Source organism: Micromonospora sp. NPDC049497 (assembly GCF_044465805.1).
GTDB lineage: Bacteria > Actinomycetota > Actinomycetes > Mycobacteriales > Micromonosporaceae > Micromonospora.
Genome location: NZ_JBITMC010000004.1, coordinates 41,997 through 64,073, shown reverse-complemented (window position 1 = coordinate 64,073; position 22,077 = coordinate 41,997). Strand labels below are relative to the sequence as shown.

The 22,077-nt window shown below is 73.7% G+C and carries 18 protein-coding genes and 1 tRNA gene; 10 read left to right on the top strand and 9 right to left on the bottom strand.

Annotated features, from left to right (window positions below; translation table 11 throughout):
* The first annotated feature begins 32 nt into the window (after positions 1-32).
* A tRNA-Val gene (locus tag ACIBR0_RS07990) sits at positions 33-107 on the top strand.
* Between the two features lie 115 nt (positions 108-222).
* Here the strand turns inward: ACIBR0_RS07990 and ACIBR0_RS07985 are convergent.
* The gene (locus ACIBR0_RS07985; RefSeq protein WP_396713380.1) at positions 223-1,716 is read right to left on the bottom strand and encodes a hypothetical protein; all 1,494 of its coding nucleotides are present in this window, start codon (positions 1,714-1,716) and stop codon (positions 223-225) included.
* 218 nt (positions 1,717-1,934) lie between these two features.
* Between ACIBR0_RS07985 and ACIBR0_RS07980 the strand changes: the two genes are divergently transcribed.
* Positions 1,935-2,936, top strand: a complete 1,002-nt coding sequence (locus ACIBR0_RS07980) for an NAD-dependent epimerase/dehydratase family protein (protein WP_396713378.1) — start codon at positions 1,935-1,937, stop codon at positions 2,934-2,936.
* Positions 2,937-2,995: 59 nt separating this feature from the next.
* Here the strand turns inward: ACIBR0_RS07980 and ACIBR0_RS07975 are convergent, their stop codons facing one another.
* Positions 2,996-3,970: an Acg family FMN-binding oxidoreductase gene (locus ACIBR0_RS07975; RefSeq protein WP_396713376.1), complete on the bottom strand. Its 975-nt coding sequence runs from the start codon at positions 3,968-3,970 to the stop codon at positions 2,996-2,998.
* A 171-nt stretch (positions 3,971-4,141) separates the two neighbouring features.
* Between ACIBR0_RS07975 and ACIBR0_RS07970 the strand changes: the two genes are divergently transcribed.
* Positions 4,142-4,780: a response regulator gene (locus ACIBR0_RS07970; RefSeq protein WP_396713374.1), complete on the top strand. Its 639-nt coding sequence runs from the start codon at positions 4,142-4,144 to the stop codon at positions 4,778-4,780.
* A gap of 3 nt (positions 4,781-4,783) precedes the next feature.
* On the opposite strand, the gene ACIBR0_RS07965 is transcribed toward ACIBR0_RS07970, so the two are convergent.
* Together ACIBR0_RS07965 and ACIBR0_RS07960 are read right to left on the bottom strand one after the other, a co-directional pair.
* Complete coding sequence (locus tag ACIBR0_RS07965) at positions 4,784-6,457, bottom strand: GAF domain-containing protein (protein WP_396713805.1); 1,674 nt, start codon at positions 6,455-6,457, stop codon at positions 4,784-4,786.
* A 99-nt stretch (positions 6,458-6,556) separates the two neighbouring features.
* Entirely contained in the window at positions 6,557-7,564 is a 1,008-nt protein-coding gene (locus ACIBR0_RS07960; RefSeq protein ID WP_396713372.1) for an Acg family FMN-binding oxidoreductase, read from the bottom strand.
* A gap of 168 nt (positions 7,565-7,732) precedes the next feature.
* On the opposite strand from ACIBR0_RS07960, the gene ACIBR0_RS07955 reads away from it, so the two are divergent.
* The gene (locus tag ACIBR0_RS07955) at positions 7,733-10,066 is read left to right on the top strand and encodes a heavy metal translocating P-type ATPase (protein WP_396713371.1); all 2,334 of its coding nucleotides are present in this window, start codon (positions 7,733-7,735) and stop codon (positions 10,064-10,066) included.
* A gap of 307 nt (positions 10,067-10,373) precedes the next feature.
* Here ACIBR0_RS07955 and ACIBR0_RS07950 read toward each other — a convergent pair whose 3' ends face one another.
* The 5 genes from ACIBR0_RS07950 to ACIBR0_RS07930 form a co-directional block, all read right to left on the bottom strand.
* Positions 10,374-11,243: a universal stress protein gene (locus ACIBR0_RS07950; protein WP_396713369.1), complete on the bottom strand. Its 870-nt coding sequence runs from the start codon at positions 11,241-11,243 to the stop codon at positions 10,374-10,376.
* Positions 11,240-13,642, bottom strand: coding sequence for a phosphoketolase (locus ACIBR0_RS07945; RefSeq protein WP_396713367.1), 2,403 nt, complete (start codon positions 13,640-13,642; stop codon positions 11,240-11,242). The genes ACIBR0_RS07950 and ACIBR0_RS07945 overlap by 4 nt, the downstream gene beginning before the upstream one ends.
* Positions 13,643-13,786: 144 nt before the next feature.
* A complete protein-coding gene (locus ACIBR0_RS07940; protein ID WP_396713366.1) occupies positions 13,787-14,608 on the bottom strand; it encodes a universal stress protein in 822 nt (273 codons plus the stop codon).
* 107 nt (positions 14,609-14,715) lie between these two features.
* A complete protein-coding gene (locus tag ACIBR0_RS07935) occupies positions 14,716-15,540 on the bottom strand; it encodes an oxidoreductase (RefSeq protein ID WP_396713364.1) in 825 nt (274 codons plus the stop codon).
* On the bottom strand, positions 15,537-16,100 hold the full coding sequence (locus ACIBR0_RS07930; protein ID WP_396713362.1) for a TetR/AcrR family transcriptional regulator: 564 nt from the start codon (positions 16,098-16,100) through the stop codon (positions 15,537-15,539). The genes ACIBR0_RS07935 and ACIBR0_RS07930 overlap by 4 nt, the downstream gene beginning before the upstream one ends.
* A gap of 627 nt (positions 16,101-16,727) precedes the next feature.
* On the opposite strand from ACIBR0_RS07930, the gene ACIBR0_RS07925 reads away from it, so the two are divergent.
* The 6 genes from ACIBR0_RS07925 (at position 16,728) to ACIBR0_RS07900 (ending at position 22,071) form a co-directional block, all read left to right on the top strand.
* The gene (locus ACIBR0_RS07925) at positions 16,728-17,315 is read left to right on the top strand and encodes a hypothetical protein (RefSeq protein ID WP_396713360.1); all 588 of its coding nucleotides are present in this window, start codon (positions 16,728-16,730) and stop codon (positions 17,313-17,315) included.
* A 133-nt stretch (positions 17,316-17,448) separates the two neighbouring features.
* The gene (locus ACIBR0_RS07920) at positions 17,449-17,685 is read left to right on the top strand and encodes an HTH domain-containing protein (protein WP_357033994.1); all 237 of its coding nucleotides are present in this window, start codon (positions 17,449-17,451) and stop codon (positions 17,683-17,685) included.
* The gene (locus tag ACIBR0_RS07915; protein ID WP_396713358.1) at positions 17,685-18,263 is read left to right on the top strand and encodes a Clp protease N-terminal domain-containing protein; all 579 of its coding nucleotides are present in this window, start codon (positions 17,685-17,687) and stop codon (positions 18,261-18,263) included. Before ACIBR0_RS07920 ends, ACIBR0_RS07915 begins: the two co-directional genes overlap by 1 nt.
* 243 nt (positions 18,264-18,506) lie before the next feature.
* On the top strand, positions 18,507-19,511 hold the full coding sequence (locus tag ACIBR0_RS07910; protein ID WP_396713356.1) for a diacylglycerol/lipid kinase family protein: 1,005 nt from the start codon (positions 18,507-18,509) through the stop codon (positions 19,509-19,511).
* Positions 19,504-20,505 (top strand): YihY/virulence factor BrkB family protein, encoded by a 1,002-nt coding sequence (locus ACIBR0_RS07905; protein ID WP_396713354.1) that lies wholly within the window; start codon positions 19,504-19,506, stop codon positions 20,503-20,505. The genes ACIBR0_RS07910 and ACIBR0_RS07905 overlap by 8 nt, the downstream gene beginning before the upstream one ends.
* A 75-nt stretch (positions 20,506-20,580) precedes the next feature.
* On the top strand, positions 20,581-22,071 hold the full coding sequence (locus tag ACIBR0_RS07900) for a phosphatase PAP2 family protein (RefSeq protein ID WP_396713352.1): 1,491 nt from the start codon (positions 20,581-20,583) through the stop codon (positions 22,069-22,071).
* The last annotated feature ends 6 nt before the right edge of the window (positions 22,072-22,077 follow it).

The following is a 22,077-nucleotide window of genomic DNA, read 5'->3' as shown; positions in this document are numbered from 1 at the left end:
AGGTCCGGTCGACCGGGCAGGGCGGTGCCCACGGGCGATTGGCGCAGTGGGAGCGCGCTTCCTTGACACGGAAGAGGTCACTGGTTCAAACCCAGTATCGCCCACCAGGAAGACCACGAAGGCCCGTCACCGGTTCCGGTGCCGGGCCTTTCGCCGTCTCCGGTCCCGGTCCGCCGGCCCGGTCGCGGCGGCCGGGGTGCCGGCCGCCGCAACCGTACGGGGTCAGCGCACCGTCTTCGCCACGTACGCCGCCCAGGCCTTCTCGAACTCGTCGAACGACACCCCCAGTTCGTCGCGCATCGCGGTGCTGACACCGCTGCCCTGGTAGTGGGCGGCGACGAAGCGGATCACCTTCGTCTCGCCGTACCGCTCGGCCAGGTAACCGATCGCCGAGTGCGCCAGCCAGTAGTGGTAACTGCCCTTGGAGTTCTTCGCCCACTGGGCGTTGGACGGCAACTGCTCCAGCTCACCGCGCTGCCGGAAGACGGGTCGCGACTCGTCGGTGCGCTCGCTGGAGATCCACGGGCGCCGGTCGTGGCCCAACCACTCGGCGAAGCCCTCGACCACCCACTGGGCGTGGCCGTCCAGGCCCGCCACACCCGGCTGGAGGTCGCTGAGCACGTTCGTGATCCCGTGGGCCAGCTCGTGCCGGAACAGTTTGGCCTGCCGGTCGGCGCTGCCCTTCGTGAAGTGGTACTCGTCGGCCACGTCGATCACCACGCGGGTGGTGGCGACGTCCAGGGCGTCCACCGTCTCGCCGTCGATGGCCCCGACCGGGGGCACCGGGATCGCCACCCCGGACTCCAGGGGCGTCTCCCTGGTGGTGCGGTACAGCGACCCCAGCTCCTTCCTGCCCTTCACCAGGGTGATGACGAAGCCCTGCGGAACCTCGGCGGACACCCCGCCGCTTCGCCAGGCGGCGAGGTCGTCCGCCGCGGCCCGCTCCGCGACCGGCGCGAGCCGCCGCGCCTCCGCCCGCAGCGCCGCGTCGGAGATGACCAGCGTGTGCGGCGTCCGTTCGACGTGGATCTCCTCCCACATGTCCCAGGGCGCAGGGTGGTAGGTGGTCATGTCGCGACCCTCGTGACCCGGCATGCCGCCGGCCACGCCGGTGACCCGCAGCGGGGCGTCCTTCGCGGAGCGGGCCACCGTCCAGGCGTACAGCTCCTCGACGGGCTTCGGGTCGAACCCCTCGAACTGGTGCACGAACGAGACGATCATCGTGAAGGTCACGCCGGAACCGGAGTCGGTGAAGTCCCGCGAGATGAACTCCTTGAAGCGGCTCTCGCGCAGCGGCAGCTTCGTCAGGTTGCGGAAGAGGTTGGTCTGCTGCGCGACCAGCTTCCGGTCCGTGGGGTCGAACGGGGCCACGAACGCCTTCTCGTCCCGGTCGCGCAGCGCCCGGGTGTGCTCGTCCAGCAGACCCTCGATGTCCGCGTACGCGACCAGGTCGTGGGGGCCGGCCCCGTCCGACCCGCCGTGCTTGTCGAGGTACGCGGACAGGGCGAACACCGACCCGACGACGAGCAGGACGAGGACCAGTCCGGCGGCGCCGAGCCCGATCCAGAGCCCCAGTCGCGACCGCTTCGGCGCCGACGGCGGTGGCGCCGCCGGGTGAACCGGCGGGCCGTACCGGTAGGCGCCGGGCGGTGGTGCCACCGGCGGGCCGTACGGCGGGGTGGGCGGTGGTGGAACGGAGGGGTGCCCCTCGGTCATGTCGGATCCTCGCTCGTGTCCGTCGGGTGGGGAGCGTCCGTGACCGAACCGCCCCCGAAACGGTGTCGGTGGCCATTATTTCCGCCGGCACCCCCGATCTCTGCCCCGTCCCACCGCGACGGGCGCGCGGCGCAGCCCCGGAGGGGTTAGCTGTCGGCAGATCCGCTCACCGTGAACACACGCACCGGGCGGGTCCGCCAGCCGGCACAGTGGAGCGCATGAGACTTCTGGTGCTGGGCGGTACGGGGTTCGTGGGCGGGGCGACGGCGGCCGAGGGAGTGCGTCGCGGCTGGTCGGTGACGGTGTTCAACCGCGGGCTGCACGGGACGGCGCCGGCGGGCGTACACCGGTTGCGGGGTGACCGGACCGCGCCGGACGGCCTGGCCGCGCTGGCCGACGGCGAGTGGGACGTGGTGGTCGACACCTGGGACGGCGCGCCCCGGGTGGCGGGTGCCGCGGCGGCCGCGCTGGCCGACCGCGCCGGGAGGTACGTCTACCTCTCCAGCGGCTCGGTGTACGCCGAGCCGGTGACCCCCGGGTCCGACGAGGACGCGCCCACGGTCGACGCCGCGCCGGACGCGGACGAGGCGGACTACGCCCGCAACAAGTCCGGCGCCGAGCGTGCCGTCCACGCGGTCCTCGGGGACCGCGCGCTGCTCGCCCGGGCCGGCCTGATCCTCGGCCCGGGCGAGGACATCGGTCGGCTGCCCTGGTGGCTCACCCGGATCGCCCGGGGCGGGGACGTGCTGGCCCCCGGGCCGGCCGACCTGCCGCTGCAGTACGTCGACGTGCGGGACCTGGCCACCTTCCTGCTCGAATCGCACGCCTCCGGCCCGGTGAACGTGGTCAGCCGGACCGGTCACGCCACCATGGGTGGCCTGCTCGACGCCGCTGTGGCGGTGACCGGTTCCGACGCCCGGCTGCGCTGGACCGACCCGGGCGCTCTCCTGGCCGCTGGTGTGGAGCCCTGGAACGACCTGCCGATCTGGATTCCGGAGGGGCACGAGTACCGCTGGTTGCAGGAGCGCGACGTCACCCGCGCGTACGCCGCCGGCCTCACGTGCCGGCCGGTGGCCGAGACGGTCGCCGACACCTGGGCGTGGCTGCGTGAGGTCGGCACGGTGCCGCCCCGGGCGGGCCGGCCGCAGCGGGCCCCGGCGGGTCTCGACCCGGCCCGCGAGGCGGCCCTGCTCGCCGCGACGGGTGCCGCGCCCGTCTGACCCGCCGGGGCCGTCGGCGTGCCGGCCCCGTCCGGCGGGCGCGGGCCCTCCGTCGGGGATCAGCCGGGCCGGACCGGCAGGTCGAGCACGTCCCCGACGGGGCGGCGCGGGGTCGGCGAGCCGGGCTGACCGTACCCGATCCGCATCACCATCTGCGGGGTGCCGAACCGGCCCAGCGACAGCCGCAGCTGCTCCCGCGCCCCGGGCACCTCGATCGGCTGGGAGAGCATCGACACCGCCAGTCCGGCGTCGGTGGCGGTGAGCAGCACCCGCTGCAACGCCTGACCGGCGACCACCTGGTCGACGGCCGTGTTGCCGGTCGAGCCGAGCACCGCCACCAGCGGCTCCGGCTCGAAGTCCCGCCCCGGCGCGCGGTCCCGCCCGCCGAACCCCCGCGAGGGCAACAGGTCCTGCGGCTCGCTCTGCGGGCCGCCCGCCGCGGCCGGGACGCCGTCCACGGCGTGCTCGGTGCGGACCCACTCCTCCCGTTCGGCCCGGTACGCCGGGTCCCGCTCCAGCACCCGGTGGGCGCCCCGGGCGATCTCCGCGAACGCGTTCACCGCGCTCGTCCCGATCAGCAGCTCCAACCAGCACTGCTCGGCGCGGGCCGCCTCGCCCAGCCGCCACCGGGCGTCGGCGGGCACCGGGTCCGGCCAGAACGGGGCGCGGTTGCTGAACCGGCGGGGGATCGCCGCGTACAGGGACTGCTCCGCCGGGATGGGGCGCCGGGGCACGTCCGGCACCAGGCGGGCCACCACGTCCGGCTCGGCCGGGTACGGCCGCAGCCGCACCGTCGCCGGCGTACCGGCCACGGCCAGGGCGAGCCGCAGGTTGAACAGCGCGGCGCCGGCCGCGATCCGGGTGCCCCAGCCGCTCGGATCGGTCGCCGGCAGCCGCCGCGACGGGTCGACCAGCACCTCGATCCCGCCCTCGCGCAGGCGGAACCGCCATGGTTGCGTGTTGTGCAGCGACGGTGCCCGGACGGCGTCGGTCGCGGCAGCCCGCAACTGCTCGACGGTGAAGCCGGTGTCCATGGCGATGCTCCTTCCGTGGCAGGCCGTGCAGCCCCCCGCTGGTCCTACCCCACATTCCGTCACCGACGGTGCGCGCGGGCAGGGCCGGAGGACCCGTCCGAGCGGGACGTGTGGCGTGGTCGGGACCTTCGGCCCGTGCGTTACGCGGCCCGGTGGGGGTAGAAACGAGGGATGATCCGCGTGTTCCTGCTCGACGACCACGAGGTCGTCCGTCGTGGCCTGGCCGACCTGCTCCAGAGCAGCGGCGACATCGAGGTGGTCGGGGAGTCCGGCCTGGCCCAGGAGGCCGCGCGCCGCATCCCTGCGCTCCGGCCGGATGTGGCGATCCTCGACGCCCGACTGCCCGACGGCAACGGCATCGACGTGTGTCGGGACGTCCGGGCCGTGGACTCCTCGATCAAGGGCCTGATCCTCACCTCGTACGAGGACGACGAGGCGCTCTTCGCCGCGATCATGGCCGGCGCGGCGGGCTACGTGCTCAAGCAGATCCGCGGCACCGACCTGGTCGACGCCGTGCGCCGGGTGGCGGCCGGGCAGTCGCTGCTCGACCCGGCGATCACCACCCGGGTCCTGGAGCGCATCCGCAGCGGCGTCGAGCAGCCGCGCGAGCTGAAGTCCCTCACCGAGCAGGAGCGGCGCATCCTGGAGTACGTCGCCGAGGGGCTCACCAACCGGGAGATCGCCGGCAAGATGTTCCTCGCCGAGAAGACCGTGAAGAACTACGTCTCCAGCGTCCTGGCCAAGCTGGGCCTGGAGCGCCGTACGCAAGCCGCGGTCCTCGCCACCCGTCTGCTCGGCAAGACCCCCTGACGGTCAGGCCGCCAGCGGGACGGACCAGTGCAGGCGGGTGCCGTGCGGGGCGACCGCCCGCACCTCGAACGTCCCGCCGTGGCGTTCGGCGCGCTCGCGCAGGTTGACCAGGCCACCCCGGGCGGCGGCCGGGTCGCAGCCCACCCCGTCGTCGGTGACGGTGACCGTGACGTGCCCGGCCTCGACGCGTACCGCCACGCTGACGTGGTGCGCCTGCGCGTGCCGTACCGCGTTGGACAGCGCCTCCCGCAGCACGGCCGTGAGATCCGCACGGACCTCTTCTCCGACGGCGCTGTCCACCGGCCCGACCAGTTCCAGCGTGGGCCGGTAGCCGAGCGACTCGGCGGCCACCTCGACCGCCTCCCGGATCTCGGTACGCAGCGCCGCGCTCATCGGGGTACGCAGCTCGAAGATCGTCCGGCGGATGTCGCGGATCGTGGCGTCCAGGTCGTCGACCGCCGCGTTGATCCGCTTCGCGACATCGGGGCGCGCGGCCAGCGGCACCGCGCTCTGCAACTGCAGGCCGGTGGCGAAGAGCCGCTGGATGACCACGTCGTGCAGGTCGCGGGCGATCCGTTCGCGGTCCTCCAGGACCACCAGCAGCTCCCGCTCCTCCTGCCCCCGCGCCCGCTCCATGGCCAGCGCGGCCTGCCCGGCGAAACTCCCGAGCAGCGCGAGGTCGTCGTCAGTGGCCCCGCCGCGCTCCGCGCGGTAGGCGATCACGAGCACACCGTGCAGGGTGTCGGCCGTGTTCAGCGGGGAGATCACCGCCGGCCCGGTGTGCAGCAGTGCCGGCCAGGGCGCCGCGTGGGCCAGGTCCTCCGCGCGGTCCTGCCGACCGTCACGGACGGCGGCGGCGAAGCTGGTCTGCGCCGCCGGCAGCACGGTGCCGGAGAGCGCCGCGGCCTGCTCGCCGGCCCCATCGACCACCTCGACGGTGAACTGGTCGGCCTCCGGGTCGTAGAGCAGCACCAGCGCCACCTCCGCCTCGGCGACCTCCCGGGCCCGCCGGGCCACCAGTGCCAGCGCGTCGGTGCGGCGTACCTCGCCGAGCAGCACCGAGGTGATCTCGGCGGTGGCGGCGAGCCAGCGCTCCCGCCGGTGCGCCAGCGCGTACAGCCGGGCGTTCTCGATCGCCACGCCGGCCGCGGCGGCGAGCGCGACGACGATCTCCTCGTCGTCCTCGGTGAACTGCGCGCCGCCCTGCTTCTCGGCCAGGTAGAGGTTGCCGAACACCTGGTCGCGGATGCGCACCGGCACGCCGAGGAAGCTGTGCATCGGCGGGTGGTTCGGCGGGAACCCGTACGACTTCGGGTGCTGGGTGATGTCGGGCATCCGCAGCGGGCGCGGATCGTCGATGAGCAGGCCGAGCACGCCCCGGCCGTGCGGCAGGTCGCCGATCCGCGCGTGCGTCTCCGCGTCGATGCCGTGGGTGATGAAGTCGTACAGCATCCGGTCGTGCCCGACCACCCCGAGCGCTCCGTAGCGGGCGCCCACCAGCGAGCACGCCGCCTCCACGATGCGCTGGAGGGTGCTGCGCAGGTCCAGGTCGCTGCCGATGCCGACCACCGCGTCGAGCAGGGCGCGCAGCCGCTCGCGGCTGGTCACCACCTCCCCGACCCGGTCCAGCATCTCCTGGAGCAGTTCGTCGAGGCGGACCCGGGACAGCGGGCTCAGCCCGAGCGAGGGGGTCGACTGGGGCTCGTGCCGAGGGTTGGGTGCACTGCTGGCCACGCCGCGATGTTACCGGCCGGGTGGCCGATGGTGCGTCCCCCGCTACCCACGGTCGGTGCGGACCGCGGACGTGTCGACCACCTGCGCGACGTCGAGGCGCGGGGTGTGCGGCGGGCCGGCGTGCGCCGGGTCCGCGATTCCCAGCCGCAGCACCAGGTACGGGAAGCCGAGGCCGGCCAGCAGGCCCCGCAGTGTCTGCCGGGTCCCCGGCACCTCCACGACCCCGCTCAGCGGCACGAGGGAGACGCCCAGCCGGGTGGCGGCCAGCCAGCCCGCCGAGAGGGCCTCACCGGCGCGCAGCCAGTTGTCCGGCTCGTCCTCGTCGCCGTAGAGCATCGCGTACACCGCCGCCTGGTCGTGCCCCGGACCGACCGGCAGGCTGCCCGGGCGGCCGAAGTCACGGGCCGGCACGGTGGTCTGCGGTGCCGACTCGGGCAGCACCTCCGGCGGCAGGCCGGTGCCACCGGATCGGCTGGTCCAGTACGCCAGCTCCTCGCGCAGCTGGGGGTCCTCCGACTCGACGGTGGCGGCGTGGGACGCGGTGGCGGCCAGCTCCATGACCTGGTCCCGGTTGAGCAGCTGGAACTGGACCCCCTCGGCGACCACCGCCGAGGTGATCTCCCCGAGCGCGGCCGTGGGCACCGGCTCGTCGCTGACCGGCCGCCGGTCGGTGTGCCGCACCTGCATGCACTGCACCAGGCGCATCGCCTCCGGGTCGGCGGCGATCCTCCTCGGGCCGGTCAACCGGGCCAGGAGGTCCGTGTCCGCCGGGTCGGGCATCCGCTCGACCGCGACCCGCCAGCCCTCGGCGGCGAGCGCGACCCGGGCGTGGTGCAGCGCGGCCCCGCAGCTCAGCGCGAGCAGCCGGCCCTCGGGGTCGGTGGCGGCGAGCTGGCGTTCGCGGACCACCCGCAGCTCCAACGCGTCCGGCAGCACCGTCCACCGCCATGGCTGCGTGTTGTGCACCGAGGGGGCGTGACCGGCTGTCGCCGCGGCCTCCGCCAGAGCGGTGGTGACCGGACGGTCCGTCGCCGGGGATTCGTGGCTCATGGTCACGACCTTTCCGTGTTCAAAGCCCATCGTGCCGTACCCGCCGGTGGCCCGGGCGGGGTTGCGGCTCCATCCTGCGACATCTCCGGTGGGGACGCACGGTCCGCAGGGCCTGGCGCCGCAGGGCATTTCGGCCCGGTGGCGTGTCGACACTGAGACGATCCGCAGGTGGGGGCGGAGCCGCGCGAGTGCGTGCCGGAGCAGCCGGCACGGCGTGAGCGCGGGCGCCGGCTGCTGTGGGTGCCGCTCGCCGGGCTGACCGCGCTGGTGCTGGGCGGGGCGGTGCTGCGGTTGGCCGGGCGCAGCGGTCCGGCCGACGTGGTCTGGGCCGTGGCGACGGTGGCCGCGCTGGTGCCCGCCGCCGGGGCGATGCTGCGGGACCTGTGGCGCCGTCGCTTCGGCGTGGACGTGATCGCGGTTCTCGCCCTGGTCGGGGCGCTCGTCGTCCGCGAGTACCTGGCCGGGGCCGTCATCGCGGTCATGCTCGCCACCGGCCGGGCGCTTGAGGCGTACGCCCAGCAGAGGGCGACCCGCGACCTGCGTGCGTTGCTCGCGCACGCCCCGCGGACCGCGCGCCGGCGCGGCCCGGACGGGGGCATCGAGGTGGTGCCCCTGGACGAGGTCGGGGTGGGCGACCGGCTGGTGGTCGGGCCGGGTGACGTGGTGCCGGTGGACGGGCGGGTCGACGAGCCGGTGACGCTGGACGAGTCGGTGGTGACCGGCGAGTCGCGGCTGGTGCGCCGGGCGGCGGGGGAGCAGGTGGCCAGCGGCGTCGTCAACGCCGGGGCCGGGTTCGGGATGCGGGCGACGAGGGACGCGGCGGCCAGCACGTACGCGGGCATCGTCCGCCTCGCCGAGGAGGCGACGGCCCGCAAGGCGCCGATGGTCCGGCTCGCCGACCGGTACGCCGCCGCGTTCGTGCCGTTCACCCTGGTCCTGGCCGGTCTGGGCTGGCTGCTCTCCGGCGAGTTCATCCGGGCGGTCGCCGTGCTGGTGGTGGCCACCCCGTGCCCGCTGCTGCTGGCGACGCCCATCGCGATCGTCTCCGGCCTGTCCCGGACGGCCCGGCGTGGCGTACTGGTCCGCGACGGCGCCTCGCTGGAGATGCTCGGCCGGGCCCGCACCCTGCTGGTCGACAAGACCGGCACGCTCACCGCCGGCCGGCCACGCGCCGCCGAGACGGTCGCCGCGCCGGGCGGGGACCGCGACGAGGTGCTCCGCCTGGCCGCGTCGGTGGAGCAGCTCTCCCCGCATGTGCTGGCCCGCGCGCTGGTGCGGCAGGCCCGCGATCGGGGGCTGTCGTTGGCCGAGCCGACCGACGTGACCGAGGAGCCGGGCCGGGGCGTACGCGGGCTGGTGGACGGCCGGACGGTGCGGGTGGGCCAGCTCGACGGCGAGCTGCCGGACTGGGCGGGACGGGTTCGTTCCCGGGCCGACCTGGCCGGCCGGTCGGTGGTGTGGGTCGGCGGCGACGCCGGGCCGATCGGGGCGGTTCTGCTGGAGGACCCGGTACGCCCCGACGCCCGGCGTACCGTGCGACGCCTGCGCGAGGCGGGCCTGCGGCGGATCGTCATGGTCACCGGCGACCGGCCGGACACCGCCGACCAGGTGGCCCGGACCGTCGGCGTGGACGACGTGCTGGCCCGCTGCTCCCCTGCGGAGAAGGTCACCCGGGTCCGCGCGGAGGCGGACCGGGCGGTGACGGTGATGGTCGGCGACGGGGTCAACGACGCTCCGGCGCTGGCCGAGGCGCACGTCGGTGTCGCGATGGGCGCGACCGGGGCGACCGCCTCGGCGGACGTCGCCGACGCGGTGCTCACCGTCGACCGCCTCGACCGCCTCGCCGATGCCGTGGAGATCGCCCGCTACGCCCGTCGGATCGCGGTGCAGAGCGCGACCGTCGGGATGGGGCTGGCCGTGCTGGCGATGCTGGTGGCTGCGGTCGGCCGGCTGCCTCCGGTGGCCGGGGCCTTCCTCCAGGAGGGCATCGACGTGCTCGTGATCCTCAACGCGCTGCGCGCCCTGACCGGTGGGCTGCGGCACCGGGACGTGCCGCCGCGCACCCGCGAGCTGCTCACCGAGTACGCCGACCAGCACGGCGGCGTACGGGACGTGCTCGTGGGCCTGCGGGACGTGGCCGACCTGCTGGCCACCCGGCCGGAGGACCCGGCGTGCCTGCCGGCGCTGCGGGAAAGCCACCGTCGGTTGACGCAGGAGGTGCTGCCGCACGAGGCGGGGGAGGAGCAGCAGCTCTATCCCGCCCTGGCCGACCCGCTGGGCAGCGCCGAGGCCACCTCCACGATGAGCCGGGCGCACGTGGAGGTCCGGCGGCTCGTGGACCGGATCGGCGCGCACCTGGCGCAGGCCGGCGACGGTCCGGTACGCCCCGACCAGCGCACCGACCTGCTCGCCACCCTCTACGGCCTGGCGGCCGTCCTCGGTCTGCACCTGATCCAGGAGGAGGAGGACTACTTCTCGCTCAACCCGACCGACGGTCGCTGACCCCGCCGTCACGCTGCCCGGCCTCCGCATGGCCCGGCTTCGATCACGCCTCCGCCGCCGTCTACTTGAAGGGCGCCGGCGCCGTCGATCTGGAAGGCACAAGGGCCGAGAGCGTTATGTCTCACAGACATGAATATGTCTGTGAGACATAACGCTCTCGAACAACTGTCGCCTCGACCAGCGACACACCAGGGCTTCGTCTCGGCGCGCTCGGGCCTGGACAACGCCGGGCCTCGTCCGGCCACGCCGGCCGCACCACGCCGGGCCGCGCCGGGCCGCGCCGGGCCGCGCTGTGACCGGTGACCGGTCAGCGCTCCCGGACCACCGCGACCGGGCAGTCAGCGTGGTGCAGGAGCTGCTGGCTGACCGAGCCGAGCAGCATGCCCCGGAGTCCGCCCCGACCGCGCGTCCCGACCACCACCAGCCCGGCGCCGCGGCTCGCCTCGACCAGCAGCGACGAGGCGCTGCCGCCCGCCACGTCCACGGTCACCTCGACGTTCGGGAAGGCCCCCCGCCAGCGGGCCAGCGCCTCCTCCACCTCGGTCCGGGCCTCCGCGACCGCCGCGTCCGGGTCGAAGCCGGGAGGGGCCCACCGGCCGGCGGGCGGCTGCCAGGCGCGCACCACGCGCAGCGGCACCCGCCGGGCCGCGGCCTGCTCGTACGCGAAGCCCAACGCGAGCAGGGAGCACTCCGAGCCGTCCACGCCGACCGCCACGGGCCCGGCCCACCGCTCGCTGGTCCCGTCGCGGACCACCACCACCGGACAGTGCGCGTGCGCGGCCACCGTGACGGCGGTCGACCCGGCCAACAGCTCGCCGAACCCACCGTGCCCGCGCGTGCCGAGCACCAGCAGGCCGGCGTCGACCGACGCCTCCTGGAGCACCAGCGCCGGTGGCCCGTCGAGCACCTCACCGGTGACGGTCAGCTCCGGGTGCGTGGTCCCCGCGTCGCGGGCGGCCCTGCTCACCAGCTCCTCGACCTGTCGCCGGGCCTCCTCGTCCGGCCAGACTCCGGGGGCCACGCCGGGGCCGATCCAGCCGGCCACCGTCAGCCACTCGAAGACGTACGCCAGCCGGACCGGCCGTCCGCTGCGGCCCGCCTCGTCGAGCGCCCAGTCCAGCGCCCGCGCCGCGTCCGGGGACCCGTCGTAGCCGACCAGGATCTCCTCGCCGCTCACTGTCCACCTCGTAGGTCGGGGGCGGTCTCCCGGATCCAGCGCCACTCGGCGACCCGCGGGTCGTCCTCGCCGTACCGGCGGGTGTGGTCCCGGCACGCCTGGCGGGCGTCGACCATTTCCTGCCGCAGGTGCGCGGCCCGGGCGGCCAGCCCCGGCACCCGGTCGATCACGTCGATGACCAGGTGGAAGCGGTCCAGGTCGTTGAGCATCACCATGTCGAACGGCGTGGTGGTGGTGCCCTCCTCCTTGTATCCGCGTACGTGCAGGTTGTCGTGGTTGGTCCGCCGGTAGGTGAGCCGGTGGATGAGCCAGGGATAGCCGTGGTACGCGAAGATGACCGGCCGATCCTGCGTGAAGATGGTGTCGAACTCGGAGTCGGTCAGCCCGTGCGGGTGCTCCGACGACGGCTGAAGTCGCATCAGGTCGACCACGTTGACCACCCGGACCCTCAGCTCCGGCAGGTGCCGGTGCAGCAGGTCCGCCGCCGCGAGGGTCTCCAGCGTCGGCACGTCGCCGGCGCAGGCGAGCACCACGTCCGGTTCGCTGCCGGCGTCCGTGCTGGCCCAGTCCCAGATGCCCAGGCCGCGCCGGCAGTGCTGGATCGCCTCCTCCATCGACAGCCAGTTCGGCGCCGGCTGCTTCCCGGCCACCACCACGTTGATGTAGTGCCGGCTGCGCAGACAGTGGTCCATCGTGGACAGCAGGGTGTTCGCGTCCGGCGGGAGGTAGACCCGGACGACCTCGGCCTTCTTGTTGGCCACGTGGTCGATGAAGCCGGGGTCCTGGTGCGAGAACCCGTTGTGGTCCTGCCGCCACACGTGGCTGGACAGCAGGTAGTTCAGCGAGGCGACCGGCTGGCGCCAGGGGATGCCCCGGGTCACCTTCAGCCACTTCGCGTGCTGGTTGAGCATCGAGTCGACGATGTGGATGAACGCCTCGTAGCTGGTGAAGACGCCGTGTCGGCCGGTGAGCAGGTAACCCTCCAGCCAGCCCTGGCACAGGTGCTCGGAGAGGACCTCCATCACCCGTCCGTCCGGCGACAGGTGGTCGTCCCCGGGGACCGTGGCGGCCATCCAGGCCCGGTCGGTGACCTCGAAGGCCGCGCCGAGCCGGTTGGAGGCGACCTCGTCCGGCCCGAACAGGCGGAACGTCTCCGGGTTGGCGGCGATCACGTCGCGGATCCACGTGCCCAGCGCGCCGGTGGCGCCGGCGACCGTGGCGCCCGGACGCGGCACGTCCAGGGCGTAGTCGCGGAAGTCCGGCAGCGCGAGGTCGCGCAGCACGACACCGCCGTTGGTGACCGGGTTGGCGCTCATCCGCCGATCCCCGCTTGGCGGCAGGTCGGCCAGGTCGGCGACCGGGGCGCCGGTGGCGTCGAACAGCTCCTCGGGCCGGTAGCTGCGCAGCCAGCGCTCCAGGTCGGCCAGGTGCTCCGGGTTCTTGCGGACCTCCGACAGCGGCACCTGGTGCGCGCGGTAGGTCCCCTCGACCTGCTTGCCGTCGACCTCGCGGGGGCCGGTCCAGCCCTTCGGCGTCCGCAGGATGATCATCGGCCAGCGGGGACGCTCGACCGGTCCGCCCGAGCGGGCCCGCCGCTGGATCTCGGCGATCTCGTCGAGGACCCGGTCCATGGTGGCGGCCAGCGTCTGGTGCACGCGGACCGGGTCGTCGCCCTCCACGACGTACGGCTGGTAGCCGAAGCCGCGCATCATCGCGCTCAGGTCGTCGGCGGGGATCCGCTCCAGCACGGTCGGGTTGGCGATCTTGTAGCCGTTGAGGTGCAGGATCGGCAGCACCGCGCCGTCGCGAGCCGGGTTGAGGAACACGTTGGAGAGCCAACTGCCGGCGAGCGGACCGGTCTCCGCCTCACCATCGCCGATGACGCAGGCGACCAGCAGGTCCGGGTTGTCGAACGCCGCGCCGTAGGCGTGGCTGAGGGCGTACCCCAGCTCGCCGCCCTCGTGGATCGAACCCGGCACCTCCGCCGCGACGTGGCTGGGGATGCCGCCGGGGAACGAGAACTGCCGGAACAGCTCGGCCATGCCGGCCTCGTCCCGGCCGACGCCGTGGTAGCGCTCGCTCCAGGTGCCCTCCAGCCAGGTGTTCGCGACGATGGCCGGGCCGCCGTGGCCCGGGCCGGTCACGAAGATGGCGGGCAGGTCACGGGCGACGATGACCCGGTTGAGGTGGGCGTAGAGCAGGTTCAGGCCGGGGCTGGTGCCCCAGTGGCCGAGCAGCCGCGGCTTGACGTGCTCCGGCCTGAGCGGCTCCCGGAGCAGCGGATTGTCCAGCAGGTAGATCTGCCCGACCGTCAGGTAGTTCGCCGCCCGCCAGTAGGCGTCCAGCCGGCGCAGCTCGTCTTCGGTCAGGGGGCTGTGCAGGTCGAGAGCGGTGTCCATACTGTCGAGCCTCTCGCGGTTGGGGGAGTCGTGCATCCTTGGAACGCCGATTCGCCTTCGAGCTTCGCCGGATCGGCCGCTGTGGATCAGTGCCGTTGGTCCCGACTCGCCCGGACGTGGGACCCGGTACGCCGGCCGGAACCGTCACGCGCCGTCGCCCGGCGCGGCGGCGATTCCCCGTACGACGATCACCGGCGACGGCGCGTGGTACAGCAGGGACTGGCTGACGGAACCGAGCATGCCGCGCCACGGATCGTCACCCCGTGCGGCGACCACGGACAGCTGGGCCGAGCGGGACTGCTCGACCAGGACGGTGCCGGGATCGCCGCGGATGGTGTGGCACTCGGCGGACACCTCCGGGTGTGCCGCCCCACAGCGGGCCACGATCCCGGCGAGCAGGTCCGGGTCGTCGGATCCGTCCTTCTCGACGACCCGGACGACGAGCAGCCGTGCCTCCCGCCGGGCGGCGCAGTCGTACGCCCAGGCCAGGGCCCGCTGCGAGCTGGCGGAGCCGTCGACGCCGACCAGGACCGGCCCCTGCGGGGGCGGGTCGCGGCGGGCGACCAGCACCGGACTGCCCGCGCGGGCGGCCAGCTGCACCGCCGGGGCATCCGTCGGTACGCAGGTCGCGCAGGTGGCCATCCCGCCGTCGCCGACGGCGACCAGAAACGCCGTCTCCGACCGGCGCACCAGGGCCGGCACCGGTCCGCCCTCGACGATCTCCCCGCTGACCGGGACCGCCGGCTCCACCTCGTTGGCCGCGGCCGCCGCCCGGGAGATCAGGTCCTCGGCCTCGGCGCGGGGCCCGGCCACCGACTGGGCCTCGAACGCGCCCGCCCAGTCGAACGCGTGCACCAGGTGCAGCGGGCGGTCGTGCGCGGCGGCCTCCTGGGCGGCCAGGCGGACCAGCGGCAGGTTGCGCTCCGAGCCGACCCCGACCAGCACCGCGTCGGTGGGTGCGGGCATCGGACATCACCTCCGCAGGCGTCGCGCCCGGCTCTCATCCGAGGCTAGTCGCGGCGCCGCGGCGGCGGGCGGGATCGTCCGGTTCACCCGCCCGCTCCGGTCCCCGGTCAGCGGAACTGGTACCGGTTGACCGCGTCGAACACCCGCGCACCGAACAGGCGGCGGGTGTGCACCATCGCCCACGCCGCCGCCGTGACCAGGTACCGGGTCCGTGGCCGGCGGGCGGTCACCGCGCGCTCGATCACCCGCGCCACCGTGTCCGGAGTGGCGGCGAGCAGCTTGTTCCCGTACGACGTGGACATCGCCGCGTCGACCGCGGCCACCATGCTCCCGTACGGCCCGGACGGGTCCGCGCCCGCGCCGAGGGACTCGGCGGCCACCGCGCCGAAGCCGGTGCGGATCAGGCCGGGTTCGATGATCGCCACGTCGATGCCGAAGGGCCGCACCTCCTGGCGCAGCGCGTCGGAGATGGCCTCCACCGCGTACTTGCTGGCGTGGTAGTAGCCGCCGCCGGGGAAGACGATCCGGCCGCCCATCGAGCTGACGTTGACGATGCGGCCCTTCCCCGCCCGGCGCATCCCGGGCAGCACCAGCTGGGTGAGCCGGCTGAGCCCGAACACGTTCGTCTCGAACTGCGCCCGGACCCGGGCCATCGGGGTCTCCTCGATCGGGCCGTACTCGCCGTAACCGGCGTTGTTGATCAGCACGTCGACCTGGCCGTGCTCGGCCTCGATGGCGGCCACGGCGGCGGCCATCGACGCCTCGTCGGTCACGTCGAGGGGGAGCAGCCGGGCGCCGGCCTCGGCCAGGTCGGCGATCGCCTCGACCTTGCGGGCGGTCGCGTAGACGGTCAGCTCGGGGCGGCGGGCGAGCCGTCGCGCGGTGGCCCGGCCGATGCCGGAGGAGGTGCCGGTGATGAGGACGGTGGTCATGAGAGGTCTCCAGGCTTATCCAGCCCGGCCACGACGAGCGCGACGCCGTCGCGCAGTCGCTGCCGGGGCAGGTCGGGGTCGGTGAGGTCGGCCTCCAGGCCGCGGGTGAGCGCGACCAGCACCTCGGCCACCGCGCGGGCCCGCGAGCCCGCGCGGTCGGCGAGCGCGCCGGCCACCACGTCGGTCAGCTCCCGGGTGTACGCCTCGACGAGGTCCCCGGTCAGCCTGGTGCTGGTGTCGAGCAGTTCGGCGGCGTGCCGGCTGTCCCGGTGCAGGGTCAGCGTCAGCTCCAGCTTCGCCCCGAGCGCCGCCGTGAGCCGCTGAGCGGTCGAGGCGGCCGGATCGGTGGCGGCGGCCCGCGCCTCGGCGAGTGAGCCGGCGAAGAGTCGCTCGGCGAGACGCCGGTACGCGTCGTCCTTGTTGCGGACGTACTGGTACACGGCGGGACGGGACATGCCGGCCGTGGCCGCGATGTCGTCCATCGTCGTGCGGCGTACGCCGTGGCGCGTGAAGCACTCGTACGCGGCGGCGAGGATGGCCTCCAGACGTTCGTTCGACATGCTGACAATCCTTGCACAACTTGTCAGGCCGTCAAGTGTGTCCGCCACCACCCATGGCCACCAGCGCCCCCCGGCATCGTCGGACCGCGTCCGATCATGAGGCTGGCGGGCTGAATGTCCGCTTTGAGGCCCGCTAAGTTCATGATCACCGCGGAGATCCACTCGACGTCACTGAAACCGGCGCATCAACCCCATCCGGACACCCCGACTTCACGGCACCCGAGTCGATCAACAACCACACCGATCCCGGATGTCCGGTTTCGGGGTGTGACCGGGGGCATCCTGGCGGCGGAATCGTGGCCGGTCGGGGGTCGTTACATTGGTGGACGATCGAGCAGGACGCGCAGCCCTCGGGCGTGGGTCGCCCGGCCCGGGAATGATGGTGGCCGGCCGGTCGTTGAATCCCCTCGACGAACACGGGACCGCCGACATGCGGATCCCCGGCCCCCCGGGAATGACGGCGGGTAGCCGGTCGTTACATCCCCCTGGCACCGCGGACGAGCAACCCCCTGCTCCGGTGAGCGTGTGCCGATCCCCCGACATCTTCTGAGCGCCGGATGGTGCCTCGCACCCCGTACGGCCGATCCCCCTCGGCTCAGGGTGCTGACCCCCGAAGGAGCTTTCCCCATGAACACGATCATGCGTAAGAGCGTTCTCGGTATCGCTGGTATCGCCTTCGCCGGTGGCATCTTCGCCGGCCCCGCCACCGCCACCGCCGCTGCGGCGGTCGACGGCAAGCCCGTCGCGGTCGCCGTGCAGGCCGACAAGACCGACACCGGCAAGCTGATCCCGCACGGTGTGCAGGGCAAGCAGTCCCGCATCGACCTCACCGACGAGCAGGTCGGCAACGTGAAGGCGATCATCGCGGCGACGAAGAAGGCCGACATGGACGAGCGTGCCGCGGTGGTGTCGATCGCGACCGCGCTGCAGGAGTCGAAGCTGGAGAACCTGGGTCACCTGGGTGAGCGCAACGACCACGACTCGCAGGGCCTGTTCCAGCAGCGCCCCTCCAGCGGTTGGGGCACCGTCGAGCAGATCACCGACCCCGAGTACAGCACCCTCGCCTTCCTGAAGGGCCTCAAGCAGGTCGACGGCTGGAAGGACATGCCGCTGACCAAGGCCGCCCAGACCGTCCAGGTCTCGGCCTACCCCGACCACTACGCCCAGTGGGAGCAGCAGGCCGCCGACCTCGTCGCCGAGCACTGGAACAGCTGACCACCACAGACCTTCCTCCAAGGGGGAAACAAGCCGCTGGCCGGCACCCGAACACCGGGTGCCGGCCAGCGGCCTTTTCCGTTGTCGTCAACGATGGTTGACACGATCGATCCTGTCAACGTAAGTTGACGGCATGAGTCAGGCGACGGAACTCGCGGCGGAGGCCGGCAGCACCGATCCCCGGGTCGGGCTGCGCGCCGTCCGCGCGCTACGCCGGTTGCTCGAGCGGCTCGAGGTGGTCCAGGTGGACAACGCCCGACGACAGGGCTGGTCCTGGCAGGAGATCGCCGACGCGCTCGAGGTGAGCCGGCAGGCGGTGCACAAGAAGCACGCCGGGCGGCCGGCGGTCGGAAACTCCTGGGAGGCGTGATGTTCGAACGGTTCACCGACCGGGCCCGCGCGGTGGTGCGGCGGGCCCGCGACGAGGCGAGGAGCGAGGGTCAGCGGCCGGTCGGCACCGAGCACCTGCTGCTCGCCGTCCTCGCCGACGACGACAGCCTCGCCGTGCGGGTCCTACAGGAGGCGGGGGTCACCGCCGACGACCTGCGGGACCGGATCCGGCGGCACACCGAACGCGGGGGCACCGGCCTCGCCGACGCCGACGCCGCCGCGCTGCGGGAGATCGGCATCGACCTGGCCGCCATCGTCGCGCGGATCGAGGAGAGCTTCGGCCCGGACGCGCTCCGCGAGGCCGTGCCGGCGCCGCGCCGGCGCTGGGGTCGCCGACGGTACGCGGGCGGCCCGTTCTCCCCGCGCTCCAAGAAGGTGCTGGAGTTGTCCCTGCGCGAGGCGCTCCGGCTGCGGCACTCGCACATCGGCACCGAACACATCCTGCTGGGGCTGCTCCGCGAGGGCAACGGCCTGGCCGCGCTGGTCCTGCACGAGGCGGGCGTCGACCTCGACGACCTGCGCCGCCGGGTCGAGACGGCGCTGCGGACGGCCGCGTGACGCTGCTCGTCGGCCGGGATGTCTCGGCCGGTGCCGAGAGGGGTTCCCCCGGTCGGTGCCCGGAGTGGATCGTCCAGTCGAAGCGGGACACCCGGCGGCAGCGGGTGACCGAGGCGGCGGAGCGGGGCCGCCCGGGGCGAACGGGCCAACCAGTGGCGGCCCCGCTGAAACGTCTCTGTGGGACTACCGACGCCGCCGGCACGGGGGCTCGCTGAACTGCGGGTCGTGCTGCACACTTGCGCCGTGGATGCTGGACAGGACGAGCGGCCCGGGGCCGCCGATGGCGGGCTGCGGTCCGCGGTGGTGGTCAATCCGGTGAAGGTCGACGACCTCGACGAGTTGCGTCGCACGGTCGACGAGGCGCTCGCCGCCGCCGGTTGGGCGGAGCCGTTGTGGTTCGAGACCACCGTCGAGGACCCGGGCCGTGGCCAGGCCGAGGAGGCCGTGAAGGCCGGCGTGGACGTGGTCTTCGCGTGCGGCGGCGACGGCACCGTGATGTCCTGCGTCAGCGCCCTGGTCGGCACCGACGTGGCGCTCGCCATCCTGCCCCAGGGCACCGGCAACCTGCTCGCCGCCAACCTCGGTCTCTCCAACGACCTCGCGGCCGGCCTGGCGGTGGCCGTCGAGCGCGGGCGGCGGCTGCTCGACGTCGGCCAGGTCGAGGAGCACCACTTCACCGTGATGGCCGGCATGGGCTTCGACGCCCAGATGCTCGCCGCCACCTCGGAGACCACCAAGAAGCGGATCGGCTGGCCCGCGTACGTCGTGGGGGCCGCCCGCCACCTGCGTGACCGGCCGATGAAGGTCTCCATCCGCATCGACGACCAGCAGCCCATGCGGCGCCGGGCCCGTTCGGTGCTGGTCGCCAACGTCGGCCGCCTCCAGGGCGGCGTGACGCTGCTGACCGAGGCCGAGCCGGACGACGGCTACCTGGACGTCGCCGTGCTCACCCCGCGCACCCTGCGGCACTGGCTCGCCCTCGGCTGGGCGGTCGCCCGCCGGCAGGGCAGGGTCCCGCGGATGGAGGTGTTCCGGGCCCGGCGCGTGGAGATCACCAGCAACCGCCCCCAACCCCGGGAGCTCGACGGCGACCTGATCGCGCCGGGCCGGGCCCTCAAGGCGGAGATCCGCCGCCGGGCGCTGTGGCTGTGCGTACCGCAGCCGGAGGCGGCTCCGGACCTGTCCGACGACGCGAAGGCGGCGGCCGAGCGGGGCGAGGAGCTGGTCGAGGAGACGCGTCGTGAGTAGCACGCGGATCGTGCCCGAGACGCAGTTGATGGCCGACGAGGAGCTGTCCGCCGACGACGCCTGGCACACACTGCGCCGGCAGGGCGGCTGGCACCTGCTGCGGGACGCGTTCATCCGGTTCCGCTACGGCGACGGGTTCAGCCACTCCCGGGCGTTCGCGTTGCAGCTCTGCCTGGCCGTCGTGCCGTTCATGATCGCGCTCACCGGTCTGATCACGGAGCTGGGCGTCGAGGAGGGCGGCGAGGTCGTCGCCGACACCGTCCTGGCGCTGTCCCCGGGGGCCAGCGACGAGGTGGTGGCCGAGCTGCTCGGCGAGGGGGAGCGCACCGAGGAGGCGGGCGAGCTGGCGCTCAGCCTCGGCCTGCTGACCGGCCTGGTCGCGCTGACCAGCACCATGGCGCAGATCGAGCGGGGCGCCAACCGGATCTACGGTGTCGAGCGGGACCGCCCGGCGCTGTGGAAGTACGTGCGCGCGGCGGTCCTCGCCCTCTGCGCCGGCCTGCCGGCGCTGGTCGGGTTCCTGATCCTGGTGGCCGGCGGGGCGATCGGGGACTCGGTGCAGCGGCACTATGCCTGGGGCGGCGTGGCCGAAGGCATCTGGGACGTGGTCCGCTGGCCGTTGAGCCTCGGGCTGACCGTGCTCGCCGTGGCGGTGCTGTTCCGGCACGCCCCCCGGCGTAACCAGCCGAGCCTGTCCTGGCTGTTCTTCGGCGCCGGCATCGCCACCGTGCTGTGGTGGTTGGCCAGCCTCCTGCTCGCCGCGTACGTGGTGCTCAGCGACGACTTCAACCAGACGTACGGGGCGCTGACCGGGATGATGGCCCTGCTGCTCTGGGCCAACCTCACCGGCATGGCGCTCTTCGGTGGGCTGGCCTTCGCCGCCCAACTGGAGGCGCTGCGGATCGGGGTGGACGAGCCGGCGCAGCCGGACCTGTGGGAGCCCGAGGCCGACCGCGCGGAACTCCACGACACCGGCGAGATGACCTCCCTCTAGGCCATCCCGAACCGCCCCCGGTGTACGCGAAGCGCCGATCGGGTAAAGCGGCACGCCAGAGAGAGGGAGGCTGCCGTGGGCGCGGTCAAGGATGTGGTGCGGAGACCCCTGGGGCACTTCACCGAGCGCACGCTCGCCGGTCTGGCGATCGTGCTCGGTGGCGGGGTCGGCTTCGGGTTGCTGCTCGTGCTGGTCCGGGTGCGGTGGAGCCCGCTCTACGACGTCGACCACGGCGTGGCGCAGTGGCTGAACGACCAGGTGGCGCCACACGGCCCGTTGGTGACGGTGCTCAACGCGCTGACCGACCTCGGTGGCCGGGCGGTCATCCTCTGGCTGGTGTCGGTGGCGGTGATCGGCCTGCTGATCCGCAGGCAGGGCCGGCTCGCGGTGTTCCTCATCATCGCCGGGATCGGCGCGCTGATCCTCGACCCGGCGGTGAAGACGCTTGTCGACCGGCTCCGTCCGGAGGTGGAGGTGCCGATCGGCAGCTACGCCGGGCAGAGCTTCCCCAGCGGCCACGCGCTCGGGTCGTTCGTCGCGTACGGTGCGCTGCTGCTGGTTTTCCTCCCCGCCCTCCGGCCCCGCTGGCGCAAGCCGGCGATCGCGCTGGTCGGCCTGGTCGTCTTCCTGATCGGGATGACGCGCATCGCGCTGGGCGTGCACTTCGTCTCCGACGTGCTGGGCGCCTGGCTGCTGGGCGCGGCGTGGTTGGGCGTCACCGCGTACGCCTTCCGCCTGTGGCGGTTGGAGCGCGGCCGGCGGGTCCCGGCGCTGACCGAGGGGCTGGAGCCGGAGGCCGCGCACGACGTGTCGCCGGCGCCGGACGAGGCGCACCTGCTGCCGCACCCCCGGGCCGCGGTGTTCGAGCTGCTGGTCGGCTGGGTGCTGGTCCTCGGCGCGCTGTACGGGTTCGGGCTGTTCGTCAGCTACCACGCCGGTGGCACCTTCTTCGCGACGCTGGACACCGACGTGCCGCGCTGGTTCGCCGAGCACCGCACCCCGGCGTGGGACGACTTCAGCTACTGGTGGAGCAAGGCCGGCGACACCCACGCCATCCTGCTCATCTCGCTGGTCTTCTGCCCGCTGGTGCTGGCGGTGTGGCGGCGCTGGCGGCCGGTGCTGTTCGTGGCGTTGACCATGTTCGGGGAGCTGAGCCTCTTCCTCGCCTCGGCCGCCGCGGTGGACCGGCCCCGCCCGCCGGTGGGGAACCTGGACGGGCCGATGCCGACCTCGTCCTTCCCGTCCGGGCACATCGCCGCGACGCTGTGCCTGTGGACGGCGATCGCGCTGATCGTCTTCCCGCGTACCGACCGCTGGTGGCGGTGGATCTTCGTGGCCCTCGCAATGATCATGCCGACCGGCGTGGCGATCTCCCGGATGTACCGGGGCATGCACCACCCGACCGACTTCATGGGCGCGATCATCCTCACCGCGCTGTGGGTGGGCCTGCTCTACTGGGTGGTCCGGCCCAACGAGGACCTGCGCGAGGGCAACCGGCCCAGCATCTCCTCCGAGGATGTGGACACCCTCGACGACGAGCTGGTCAAGGCCGGTCGGACGGACTGACCCGGC